The 13,243-nt window shown below is 32.3% G+C and carries 10 protein-coding genes and 1 pseudogene; 8 read left to right on the forward strand and 3 right to left on the reverse strand.

The genetic code is table 11. The features are described from left to right. Positions 1 to 48 precede the first annotated feature (48 nt). Positions 49 to 969, forward strand: a complete 921-nt coding sequence (locus NSU06_RS01040) for a DMT family transporter (protein ID WP_340779093.1) — start codon at positions 49 to 51, stop codon at positions 967 to 969. A 237-nt stretch (positions 970 to 1,206) separates the two neighbouring features. Further along, complete coding sequence (locus tag NSU06_RS01045; protein WP_145421836.1) at positions 1,207 to 2,376, forward strand: MFS transporter; 1,170 nt, start codon at positions 1,207 to 1,209, stop codon at positions 2,374 to 2,376. 47 nt (positions 2,377 to 2,423) lie between these two features. Here the strand turns inward: NSU06_RS01045 and NSU06_RS01050 are convergent, their stop codons facing one another. From NSU06_RS01050 to NSU06_RS01060, 3 genes are all read right to left on the reverse strand, one after another. Then, on the reverse strand, positions 2,424 to 2,984 hold the full coding sequence (locus NSU06_RS01050; RefSeq protein WP_017175501.1) for a hypothetical protein: 561 nt from the start codon (positions 2,982 to 2,984) through the stop codon (positions 2,424 to 2,426). A 61-nt stretch (positions 2,985 to 3,045) separates the two neighbouring features. Beyond that, positions 3,046 to 4,587: a bifunctional metallophosphatase/5'-nucleotidase gene (locus NSU06_RS01055; protein ID WP_340779095.1), complete on the reverse strand. Its 1,542-nt coding sequence runs from the start codon at positions 4,585 to 4,587 to the stop codon at positions 3,046 to 3,048. A gap of 99 nt (positions 4,588 to 4,686) precedes the next feature. Then, a complete protein-coding gene (locus NSU06_RS01060; RefSeq protein ID WP_049434727.1) occupies positions 4,687 to 6,324 on the reverse strand; it encodes a DUF4350 domain-containing protein in 1,638 nt (545 codons plus the stop codon). A gap of 250 nt (positions 6,325 to 6,574) precedes the next feature. On the opposite strand from NSU06_RS01060, the gene NSU06_RS01065 reads away from it, so the two are divergent. From NSU06_RS01065 to NSU06_RS01090, 6 genes and pseudogenes are all read left to right on the forward strand, one after another. Further along, a complete protein-coding gene (locus NSU06_RS01065) occupies positions 6,575 to 7,537 on the forward strand; it encodes a phosphate/phosphite/phosphonate ABC transporter substrate-binding protein (RefSeq protein ID WP_054105640.1) in 963 nt (320 codons plus the stop codon). Between the two features lie 133 nt (positions 7,538 to 7,670). Next, positions 7,671 to 8,444, forward strand: coding sequence for a phosphonate ABC transporter ATP-binding protein (gene phnC, locus NSU06_RS01070; protein ID WP_002454720.1), 774 nt, complete (start codon positions 7,671 to 7,673; stop codon positions 8,442 to 8,444). Position 8,445: 1 nt separating this feature from the next. Further along, positions 8,446 to 9,246, forward strand: a complete 801-nt coding sequence (gene phnE, locus NSU06_RS01075) for a phosphonate ABC transporter, permease protein PhnE (protein WP_049382227.1) — start codon at positions 8,446 to 8,448, stop codon at positions 9,244 to 9,246. Next, a complete protein-coding gene (gene phnE / locus NSU06_RS01080) occupies positions 9,243 to 10,070 on the forward strand; it encodes a phosphonate ABC transporter, permease protein PhnE (RefSeq protein ID WP_049382226.1) in 828 nt (275 codons plus the stop codon). Before phnE (NSU06_RS01075) ends, phnE (NSU06_RS01080) begins: the two co-directional genes overlap by 4 nt. Positions 10,071 to 11,142: 1,072 nt before the next feature. Next, a complete protein-coding gene (locus NSU06_RS01085) occupies positions 11,143 to 11,625 on the forward strand; it encodes a GNAT family N-acetyltransferase (protein WP_340779101.1) in 483 nt (160 codons plus the stop codon). 245 nt (positions 11,626 to 11,870) lie between these two features. Continuing rightward, positions 11,871 to 13,097, forward strand: a pseudogene (locus tag NSU06_RS01090) (transposase). Positions 13,098 to 13,243: the final 146 nt, after the last annotated feature.

Raw genomic sequence — 13,243 nt, forward strand, 5'->3', positions numbered from 1 at the left:
CAAAATATATCTCAATTATCTTTAATTGAAAATAGGGAGACGACAGCAATGAAAAAACATCTAAATACTTCAATAACATTTTATATGTCTATTCTTTTTACGACTATTTTTATGGGATCATCTTTTCCAACTGGTAAATATTTAATTTCGAATGAACATGTTCCACCTATGCTTCTTGGTGGATGGCGATTTGTTATCGCAGGGTGTATGATGTTAATCCTTACATTTATGAGAAATGGAAAAAGGGGCATTCTACCCACAAGTAAAGGGAATAGTTATAAAGGATTTATATTAGTATTCGTTATTGGATTTTTACAAACAGCAGGGACGATGGGATTATTAAATCTTGCAATGGCATTTGGCGTGTCATCTTCTATATCATCTATTCTATTATTTACGAATCCGCTATGGTTGGCCTTTTTAGCGCATTTTATTTTAAATGAAAGGTTAACAAAAATTAAAATTACTTCACTTATACTTGGTGTGTTTGGAGTAGGATTATGTCTCGGATTAGATGAAACATTACTTGGATGGGGAACGCTTTTTGCACTAGCTGGCTCATTATGTTGGTCAATCAATACAATAGTGACAAAAAAGGTAGTATTTGATAAAGGACCCTGGATTTTAACAGGGTGGCAACTATTATTCGGTGGTATGTTTATGCTTATAATGAGTCTCGTTTTAAAAGAACATTATACATTTAGTTCTCTTAATCATTGGGGATGGATATGGTTCTTTTGGCTTATTATTCCAGCTTCTGTAGGTTCGTTTGGATTATGGTTCTATAGCTTAAGTCAACGAGAGGCAACTACGGCGAGTAGTTTCTTATTTTTAGTACCCCTATTTTCGACACTATTTTCAATTATAGGATTAAGAGAGCCCTTCACACTTCATTTAATTTTAGGAGGTTTATGCGTTGTGGTGGCATTAATTTTAATTCATCGTCAACCGAGAGAAAATATTTTATAAAATATAATATTCAATACATTGAATATAAATACATATATTAATAGAAATTAGATTACATAAAACTTTAGTTAAGCCATTTAAAATTGTCTTAATTTTAACATAATGAAAAAATATGAAAACTTGTCATTACTATATGTTTGAGAAATAAAAAATTTAAAAAAACCTCTTCACAGAGAATGTGATTTTGTGTAGTATATCTTTCATATGATTTTTAGAGAGAAAAAGGAGGAAACAATAATGAAAGATAACAGAATGATGTTCTTCATATTTATGTTAGGTACATTTACAGTTGGAATGGCAGAATATGTTGTTACAGGATTATTGACTCAAATTGCAGGAGATATGAAAGTATCTATTTCGAGTGCAGGTTTACTTATTAGTGTGTATGCTATTAGTGTCGCATTAATCGGTCCATTAATGCGTGTATTTACTTTAAAAGTGCGCGCACAACGTTTACTCCCAGTATTGATGGCCATTTTTATTATAAGTAATATAATAGGGATGTTAGCACCGAATTTTCCAATACTACTGTTATCTCGATTATTGTCAGCCTCTATGCACGCACCGTTCTTTGGCGTATGTATGAGTGTAGCAGCAACTGTTGCTCCTCGAGGTAAACAGCCTCAAGCCATTGCTTTAGTACAAGCGGGCTTAACTATTGCGGTAATGATTGGTGTACCATTCGGTTCATTTTTAGGAGGATTCGCGAACTGGCGTTTTGTCTTCGGCGTGATGATTCTTTTAGCCGTTATTTCAATGATAGGTATGATTAAATTTGTACCAGATATCTCTCTAAGTACAGATGCGAATGTTAAAAAAGAAATGAGTGTGTTTAAAAACCCTCATATTTTAATTGTAATGGCAATTATTGTCTTTGGTTATTCAGGCGTATTCACAACTTATACGTTTATGGAGCCAATGATTCATAAATATGCACCATTTGGAATTGTTGGTTTAACTGTATGTTTATTTATGTTTGGCCTTGGCGGTGTGGTTGGTAACTTGCTTACAGGTAATGTACCAGAACATAAACTTACCCAGTACTTGTTCTATACCTTTGTGTTACTTTTTATAACGATTGTTTTATTTGTAACAGCAGTGCATAGTGCGATTTTAGCAATTATTATTTGTTTCTTATTTGGTTTCGGCACTTTCGGTACAACGCCTCTATTAAATAGTAAAGTGATTTTAAGTGCACATGAGGCACCGTTACTTGCAAGTACACTTGCAGCTTCAGTCTTTAATATTGCAAACTTTTTAGGTGCAATTGTGGGATCAATACTATTATCAATGGGATTCTCATATCTTACGATTACATTTGTATCAGGCGGGATCATTATCTTAGGAATTATAATTAATACAATTAATCATTTTTATGAAAAAAAACATATAACGTTTAATCACTAATAAAAAGCGTTCTAAATTGGACTTTTTCAATTTAGAACGCTTATTTGCTATTCAGGTTTAACTTTTAATGTTGGTTCATACATTTCGTGATTAAAATGATTTTTAGAAAATTGACGTAAATCATTGATGAAATGTGAAATGTTTTTATCTAATTTATCTTTCGTTTTCACAATGATTGTACGGTCGAAATCACTTTTTTCAAAATAATCTCCATAAATACGAGCAGCTATAGAAAATTTAGAGATATAACTTTCAAGTGTTTCATAACAATTTAATAACGCACGAATAGGTGCATTGGCTTCTTCCTCGTGATGGCTCATTGTCCCTAACAACTCTTGGATTTGATGATCTAGTTTGTTAAATAATTGGGTAATATCTTCACAATATTCTAATGTTTGTTGTTTATTATATTTTGCGCCTTTTTCACCTAAGTCAACCTTACATATTTTTGAGGCTTTATAGGCGGTTAGGTCAATCATACTCATGATGTCATTTTTATAATCTTCCTTTTTTTCCGCTTGTTGTTTTGTAAATTGATATTTAATACCTAAAAATGTTCCAATAAGTGCGAAAACACCACCTACGATTGCTGCTAAAAATTCACTCAAGTTTCTCAATCCTTTCAATAGTAGTCAACTATATTTTACACCATAAAATGTAAAGTGAATGTTAAAGAACAACCTTAAAATCGACAACTTGAGGAATACGAGATAAATCGTGGTGCGTCATATAATCAATTAGTACTTGTGCGCCTTCTTCTTGAATATCTTTAACGACTGGCGCTTCTGCAAACATTTTATAATCTCCGCCTCCAACTGCACGATAGTTGTTCACACATATGGTATACGTTTTTGTGTCTTCTAAAGGTGAATCGCCGACTTTAATATCTGAAACACGTTGTCCTATAGGTGCACCAGCATGAATGGTATAAGAGATTCCTCCATACATATCATAATTAAAATGTTGAGGTTTTGGAGATAAAAATGTGTCACTGACTGTGATTTCATTATTGTCACTTACACTAAAATAACTTGCTGATTTTTCTAAAGCGGCTTTAATTCCTTTGCCATTAAGTTCTAAAACTTGGAATGTGTTAGGAAAAGGATAGTTATTAATGATATCTCGCATTGTGACTTGTTGATTAAAGCCTTTAGCTGAATCAAATAGTGCAGTGCTTGCTATATCTGCACCACTTTTTTCTAACAGAATATAATTTATCAGATTAATAAGTGAATGAGGGTGTGTTCGAGCTTCGAACTGATGAGTGACTAGCATTGGTTCTGATAATGTTGTAATGTCCGTATCAAGCCAATCTTCAAGTTCATTTAAAAGTGAATGATCGTTGTTAGATAATGTTAATGAAAGATGAGAAGGCACAGATACAAGAGTGCTCTGTTTATCTGTAATTCGATGTTCATAATCTAATGTTAATGTCACCTTACCAAATTCTGTACCTCGTGTACCTGGTTGGATAATGGCGGTGTCATTTTTTATCATTGCAATATCACGATGTTGGTGTCCTGTTATAAGCACGTCAATATCTTTATGGAAACGTTCTAGTATATCAGATCCTTCATTTTCTCCAGTTAATTCTTCAGTAGGTATATCAGTATCAAGACTTCTTTCAAAACCGCCATGATAAGACACAACGACAACATCTGATTTTTTACGAACGTCTGGTAAAATACATTTTAATGTTTCAACTGCACTGTTGAACGTTAATCCTTTAATATGGGCAGGTTGTTCCCAATTTGGAATGAATTGTGTTGTTAATCCAATGACGCCAATAGTTATATCGCCACGTTTAAAATAATTTACGCCTTGACCAGTCAAAGGTGCGTTATTGTGATCAAAAATATTTGCACACAAGATAGGGTGATGAAGATGGTTTAAAGTATTTTGTAAATAAGGTAATCCATAATTAAATTCATGATTACCTAATGTACCAAAGTCAAAATTAAGTCGATTATAAATATCAGTAAGAGGTTGACTTGATTGTTCTTCAGTTGCTAGGTAATGGCATAAAGGAGAACCTTGTAAAAAATCACCATTATCAATTTTAAAACTATAGTCATCGTGTTGACGTTCTTGTTCGATCAGTTGATTTACTTTTAATAGTCCCATAGGAAGATTTTGGTTTCTTTTTGAAAAGTCAGTGGGAAAAATATAGCCATGTATATCACTTACGATATAAAAAGAGAGTTGTGTCATAGGTCATTTCCTTTCATAAATAAAGAGATAAAAAGGGAAGTAGTTTATTGAACGCCACATACCTTTATTATCTCTTATGTGTTGTATTACTATTATAAATTATTGAATTGAACCTGTAGCAAGCGTTTTACTACCTTGTTTTAAACGAATATTCGCACCTGAAATAGGTTCAGATGTTTTAGCTGTAAAAGTTAACGTTGCGTTACCTTGATCATCAGTGGTTACACTTTGTTCTTGACTATAGCCTACCGTATCATAATTTTGCCCATCTTGAGAAAAACTTGCAAGCTGTCTACCACCATCTTGATAAACACCTAATTTTAAATGATCAATAGTTGTGTTTTTAGCCATGTTTGTTAATTCAACTTGAATATTAAATGGTTGATTTACTGATACATTATCTGGTAAATGGAATTGAATATTATTGCTAGAAATCATTGAATTAGAAGTAGTTGTATCTTGAGAAGACTGTGATGTATTTGTATCCTCTTGTGAATGATTGTTTTCAGTCGTATTATCTTCTGTACTATTCGCTTTGTTATTACCATTATGGCTACCATGATTTTTATGATTACTATTTAGTTGTGATGATGTACTGCCATAACTACCTAGTTTAAATGTTGAACGATCGTACCATTTATAACCAGTTGGAGGTTGTGACCATGGTTCTTTTTCAGGTTCAGTTGAATGTTGTGGTTGTTCGAAATTAAGAAGTGGCGTAGGTTGATCTAACTTAATACCTGTTTCTTTTAAATTCGGTGTATTATCTTTTTTTCCAAACCAAGTTGTAATATTTTCAAGTAATTTACTATTATCTTGTTCTTTAAACCCATCATACGTTTTCTTAGTTCTTCCATTATCTTCACGTACATATTTAGGTGTACTATCTTCGACTAATGATGAATCTCCAATGAAGGCTGCTTTTCCTTTGCCTACTTTTGAGATAGCAACATAAGGGCCTTCTGCTATACCACCGCCATTGTAAATACCTTGATCGACTGCATGAGACCAACGTTGTTTTTGAGATAAATGGTCTGGTAAGAAAATAATACCTTTTGCTTTTGTAGGATCTGTAATGGCAAGAGTTGAACCAGCATGCATTGATACAGAATGTACACCTTCAGTAATACCAAAGCTGTCACTAGATGATACAATATTTTGAGTGTTTAAATCACCTAAAGCGTTGTAACGAAAACGTACACCGAAGTGTTCAGAAAGCCAATCTGAACTTTTAACATTGCGCATAGCTTTAGCATGTTTTTCCTCATTTGTTAAATCTTTGGTGATATCTTGATATGCACCACGACGATAACCATTCATCACTTCTGAAGAATCGAAACGATTTAAGTTTCTGTCTGCATTATAATGATCAGAGATAAAGATGATATTGCCACCTTTTTCAACAAAATTAAGCATAGCTTGTTGTTCTCTCTTTTTAAAAGGAATATTGGCTTCTGGAAGAACGAGAATATTGGTACCACGTAGTGTATTAGGTGTAATATTAGATTCTCCATCGATTTGTTTCACAGTATAGCCTTGTTGACGCATTGAATCAGCATAATCGGAAAAACCACCGTCAATGACCCAATCAGCAGCTCCTGCCGTTTGGCCGTGTGAAGCGTCAAAAGCGACAGTTTGAGTGGTAGTTTGATTTGGTGCAGCGTGACTGATTGGCGTTGTAGATAATGTAATTGCTGAAGCTAAAATAGTACTACTTAATACTTTTATCCATTTCATATTTTTATCTCCCAAATATATTTTTAAATGATTTATAGAAAAAGTATAATAAAAAAATAAGTTGATAATAGATTATTTAGAGAATGTTTAAATAAATTTTACAATTCTTTAACAGTGTAAAACAATTCTATAAAAAATTCACACATAATAAATGTTATTTTGGTTAATATTGTGCTACTCTTAATATTGTCAAATGAAATGTGTTGACAAATTACATGAATGTATACATAGCGAACGGGGGCAATATGTTATGAAGCAATTGAAGTACCTTTTAGTATTAGCGCTATCAGTTATTATTTTTGCAGCAGCATGTGGAAATAATAGCTCGTTAGACAATAATAAAAGTAGTAATTCGGATGGTGGATCAAGTTCAAGTAAAGATGGCTACACACCTAAAGAATTAACTGTACAATTCGTACCATCACAAAATGCAGATACACTTGAAGCAAAAGCAAAACCGCTTGAAAAATTATTATCTAAGAAATTAGGTATTCCAGTAAAAGTTTCTGTATCAACAAATTACAATACAATTGTTGAAGCAATGAAATCTAAAAAAGTAGATGTTGGTTTCTTACCACCAACTGCTTACACGTTAGCACATGATCAAAAAGCAGCTGATTTATTATTACAAGCACAACGTTATGGTGTGAATGAAGATGGTTCTAGTAATAAAAAACTTGTAAAAGATTATAAATCAGAAATCTTAGTTAAAAAAAATTCAGGTATTAATAGCTTAAAAGATTTAAAAGGTAAAAAAATCGCATTACAAGATGTAACTTCAACAGCAGGTTACACATTCCCAATTGCAACAATAAAAAAAGATACTGGTATTGACGCTACTAAAGATATGAAAATCGTAAACATGAAAGGTCATGACCAAGCTGTGATTTCATTATTAAATGGCGATGTTGACGCTGCAGCTGTATTCCAAGATGCACGTAACATTGTTAAAAAAGATCAACCCAACGTATTTAAAGATACTAAAATTCTTAAACTAACAAAACCAATTCCTAACGATACGATTTCAGTTCGTCCTGATATGAACAAAGACTTCCAAGATAAACTTAAAAAAGCATTTAAAGACATCTCTAAAACAAAAGAAGGACATAAAATTATTAGTGAAGTATACTCTCACGAAGGCTATACAGATGCTAAAGACTCAGACTTCGATATCGTAAGAAAATATGAAAAAGAAGTTCAAGATATGAAATAATTTTCACAAAGACAGAATTAAATAAGTGATAAAGAGAAGAGGCTAGGGCAGTAATATAAGAAATGCATACATCATTTCTTATAATCTTGTCCCGACCTCTTTCTCTGTATTAAAAAGAAGGGTGTAAACATACATGAGTCAGATAGAGTTTAAAAATGTGAGCAAGATTTATCCTAATGGTCATGTGGGGTTAAAAGATATCAATTTAAACATTGAAAAAGGTGACTTTGCTGTTATCGTAGGTTTATCAGGTGCGGGGAAATCTACTTTATTAAGATCTGTCAATCGTCTACATGATATTACTTCAGGAGATATTACAATTGAAGGTAAATCGATTACTAAAGCTAAAGGTAAAGAATTATTAATGATGCGTCGTAATATAGGAATGATTTTCCAACATTTTAATTTAGTCAAACGATCTACTGTGTTGAGAAATGTATTAAGTGGTCGTGTCGGTTATCATCCAACTTGGAAAATGGTATTAGGATTATTTCCAAAAGAAGACAAAATTAAAGCAATGGATGCGTTAGAACGTGTGAATATTTTGGATAAATATGACCAACGTTCAGATGAACTGTCTGGAGGTCAACAGCAACGTATTTCAATTGCACGTGCCTTAGCGCAAGAGCCAGCGATTATTTTAGCAGATGAGCCTGTTGCATCTTTAGACCCACTCACTACTAAACAAGTTATGGATGACTTGAAAAAAATCAATGAAGAGTTAGGTATTACCATTTTAATTAACCTACACTTTGTTGATTTAGCATTAGAATATGGCACACGTATTATTGGTTTACGTGCAGGAGAACTGGTTTATGATGGTCCGGCAAGTGAAGCGAATGAAGATGTATTTAATGAAATTTATGGCCGTAAACTTAATGACGATGAGAAGCTAGGGGTGGAGTAATATGGCAACACCTACTACAAGTAAATATGATCAATATTTAAATAAGAAATTCTCTTTCAAAACTAGTTTAACTCTATTTTTAGTGATTGCGCTCGTCGTGTGGAGTTTTTTATATACGGGCTTTAGCTTTAGTGACTTAATGGTAGGTATTCCACAAATCGGTTCTTTCTTTGGGCAAATGGTTCCACCAGATTGGAGTTACTTAAGTACCATTACAAAACCTATGTTAGACACAATTCGCATGGCGATTGTAGGAACATTCTTAGGATCCATCGCATCAATTCCAGTTGCATTGCTCTCTGCAAGTAATATTGTAAAAACAAAATGGATTACGGTTCCATCACGTTTTATTTTAAATATTGTACGTACCATTCCTGATTTATTATTAGCTGCTGTCTTTGTTGCAGTTTTTGGTATCGGACAAATTCCAGGGGTATTGGCATTATTTATTTTAACCATTTGTGTTATTGCGAAATTGTTCTATGAATCGCTTGAAACAATTGATCCAGGTCCAATGGAAGCGATGACGGCAGTAGGTGCAAATAAAACAAAATGGATTATGTTTGGAGTAGTTCCACAAACAATGTCTACATTTTTATCTTATGTATTATTTGCATTTGAGATTAATATTCGTGCCTCAGCAGTTCTTGGATTAGTAGGTGCTGGTGGTATCGGTTTATTCTACGATTCAACTTTAGGATTATTCCAATATCCAAAAACAGCGATGATTATTCTGTTCACTTTAGTCATTGTTGTCATTATTGACTATGTCAGCTCGAAAGTGAGGGAAAAACTCGCATGACACGAGAACAGCATCAGTTAGAAAAGAAATATCCAGTGAGATCAAAGGAACACAAACAAAGAATGATTAAACATTGGCTGATTGCCATTGTTGTTTTAGCTATCATTGTTTGGGGATTTGCAGGTATGCCTGCTTTAGAATTAAAAGCTAAATCAATTGAAATTCTTAAATCTATTTTTAATGGATTATTCCATCCCGATTGGGGTTACGTTTATATTCCAGCTGGAGAAGACTTGCTTCGTGGTTTACTTGAAACGTTTGCCATTGCTGTTATTGGTACATTTATCGCAGCAGTGATTTGCATACCATTCGCATTTTTAGGTGCCCGTAACTTAGTAAAAGTTCGACCAGTCACAGGGATTACTAAATTCATTCTTAGTGTCATTCGTGTATTCCCTGAAATTGTTATGGCGTTAATTTTCATAAAAGCAGTAGGTCCTGGTTCATTTTCAGGGGTACTTGCATTAGGGATTCATTCAGTAGGGATGTTAGGTAAATTATTTATAGAGGATATTGAAAGTTTAGACTTCTCTTCAGCCGAGGCTTTAAAAGCAAGTGGTGCGAATAAAACTAAAACACTTGTATTTGCGGTTATTCCTCAAATTTTACCTTCATTCTTATCCCTTATTTTATATCGCTTTGAATTAAACCTACGTTCAGCATCTATTTTAGGTTTAATCGGTGCTGGGGGTATTGGTACACCACTGATCTTTGCACTTCAAACACGTTCATGGGATCGAGTAGGGATTATCTTAATCGGCTTAGTGATTATGGTAGCCATTGTTGACTTTATCTCGGGAGCTATTCGTAAACGTATTGTGTAATAGAAGACATAATTGAATGTTTTTATAAACAAATAGAGCTATTGCCAGGACTTAGAAAACTGGACAATAGCTCTTTTATAATGCATGAAAGAAATGTTGTTACAGTATTAGTAACAGATACTTAGAAAAATACAGTTAATGTTTTTTAGGAATAACGCGTCTAAAGCTAATACTTCTAAGGTTAGTATAAGAGTGAATATGCTAAAATCATTATATTTTGAAGTATTAGTTTCATATTCTTTAGTAAGGGGCGTTACTAAAGAATATGTAACGTTATTTAAGGGTTGTGAATGATGATAACTAAGTGTAGGTTCTGTTTTTAAATAATGCGGTGGTTCATTGATGTGTGATTCGATACATAAGTCGTGTTGTCAAAGTAACGTGTTGTTTGAATAGTATTTAATTTAGTGTCATGAGGTTGAGTCGTCGTTGTTCACTGTTTCATTAAGCTCTGTTTTTCAACATAACTATTAAAACCGTTGTCATTATTTTCTAGCGTGTCTTTATTTCATCCATTTTCCTCTACAAGACCATTGAAACCGATACCTTATCTTCAGATAGATTTCACTGTGGCGCTGAAACATTATAAAAACCTGTGTGTTGATTCTAACGGATGACGGGAATGTGATTCATGTTATAGTTAATACCCTGATTTATGTTGTCATTATTTCTAGGTGTAATGAGTCATTTGTTTTGGTCATGATTAATTAGTATTGTTCTTTGAAGCAATAAGCTGATGAGGTATATGATAATGGTATTGTTAATCAATATTCTGCTAGGATGTGAAAAAATGAATGAAGATGCTATAAGTTTTGTACCGAATACCTATTTAAAGTGATGTATAGTCAAAGGCAGTTAGTTCTTAGTAATGATCATTCTACATACATAAAGATAATGATTTTATTTTTCAAAAATAACCATACCTATGTACATTTATAAACTAACATATTCATAAAAAAACAACCTTAATATTCCCTATCATCTATATGACAGTTTTGTCATACACTTAAAAGTTGATAGGATAAATCGCTATTAAATAAAACTATATGATGATATTGAAAGGGTGTAGAACATGATTTTTCGAAATGTAGTGGCAGGTGATTTAGAAAGGTTAATTCAATTAGAAAATGAAGGGTTTACTAAAGAAGAAGCAGCAACAACTCAAGCTTTAAAACAGCGTATTGAAATCATTCCGGATACGTTTATTGTTGCAGAAGAAAACAATCAAATCGTTGGCTATATTAATGGTCCAGCTATTTCGAATAAGTGTATTACAGATGATTTATTTGCATCGATTAGACCTAACCCCAATATGGGTGGTTATTTAAGTGTACTCGGTTTAGTTGTAGCGAAAGATTTTCAACATCAAGGCATTGCAGGACAACTGTTAAATAATTTTGAGAATATAGCAAGGCAACATGTACGTTTCGGAGTCACTCTCACTTGTCGCGATACTTTAGTAAGTTTTTATGAATCACATGGATATATTAATAAAGGATTATCAGATTCTAATCATACAAATGTAGCTTGGTATAATTTAGTAAAAGAATTATAAAAATTAATGGAGACTGGGACATAATTCCTAGCAAAATAGCCAGTAAATGAGTTTATTATAAATCATTTATTAGCTTCTTTATTTACAATACTACGTATTGTTGGTTCGCTTTCTTAGGGGACAGTTTCAGCCTGTAGTCTTCAGCTTGTACTGTTCCCTCAAGAGTCTCCCTAAAATATTTAAAAAAATAGGGCACTTTCGTATAATTTAATAAACATCACTAAACTAAATTAACTAGGTGCCTTATGTATAAAGATTATAACATGGCTCAACTTACTCTACCAATGAAAACTTCAGTTCTTATCCCCGCAAACGATATTTCACGATATGTAAATGATATTGTAAAAATAATTACTAAGACTAAATTCGATGAATTCAGACATCATCGTGGTGCCACATCATACCAACCAAATGATGTGGTTATCACAAAATCAAAAGCCTTCTAAATAAAACGATTAATCGATTTAGATTCAATCCAAGAATGAATGTTTTATTAGAATCATTATCTATTCAATTTCATAGTCAGTGTTTGAAACAAAATTTTATAGATGATCAGGCCATTTTTATTGATGGTACGAAAGTTGAGGCAAATGCCAATCGATATACACTTGTATGGAAAAAGAGTATTCAAAACCATGAGTCAAGGATGAATGAAGATTCTAAAGTACTCTATCATGAATGGGTGACAAATAAAATCAGACTTGAGATTAAAGAAGAGCATGATAATGACATAACAAAAGGAGAAATAGATTTAATTGGTAGTCATTTAAATAAAGAAATCGAAGATTTAAACCAACATATTGATAACGAAAAAATGTACTAAAAAAAGAAAATAGATACGGCTCAAAAGAACTAAAATTAAAAAATATAAAAAGCAAATTAATGATTGCTCTAAGCAAAAGCATAGATACGAAGTCCAAAAATCTATTTTAAAGGATAGAAATCGTTATTCTAAAAAAGACCATGATGCCATATTTATGAGATTGAAAGAAGATTATATGAAAAATGGACAACTCAAGCTAGGATATAATTTATAAATAGCGACAAATTCTCAATTTGTTTTATCTTATAATGTGTATCAAAATCCGACTAATACAAGAACGATGAGACCATTTTTTAATTCAATTCAAAGATAATGAAGAATTATAACAGGGAATATTTTAAAACCCAAATTAATAAAAAGCTTTCAGAACCAAAAATAAAAATCATCTACAGTCAAAGAAAAATTGATGTGGAGCCTGTTTTGGATTTATAAAGGTTATTTTGGGTTTCACTTGAATGTTTATTCGAGGGATAAATAAAGCCAAAAGAGAGCTAGGATTTGTGCTAATGGCACTTTATATAAGAAAAGTAACAGCTCAGCAAACTAAAAATAATCAAAAAATTCTAAAAAAGATAATTTCTATATTATTTCAATAGAAATTGTCTTTATTTCCTTATTCTGGAACTTTATGTCCCGGACTCTTTTTTAATTATAGTTAATACTTATAATCAATATAATTACAATTATCTTGATTTCAATGATGGAAATATAAATCCGAAATATTTATAAAACTACATATTTTTTAATAAATGAACAAAATTTTAAATTATAAAGTTTTGCAAAATACATTTATTT

It is taken from the genome of Staphylococcus sp. FSL W8-1270, assembly GCF_038007165.1.
Lineage (GTDB): Bacteria > Bacillota > Bacilli > Staphylococcales > Staphylococcaceae > Staphylococcus > Staphylococcus hominis.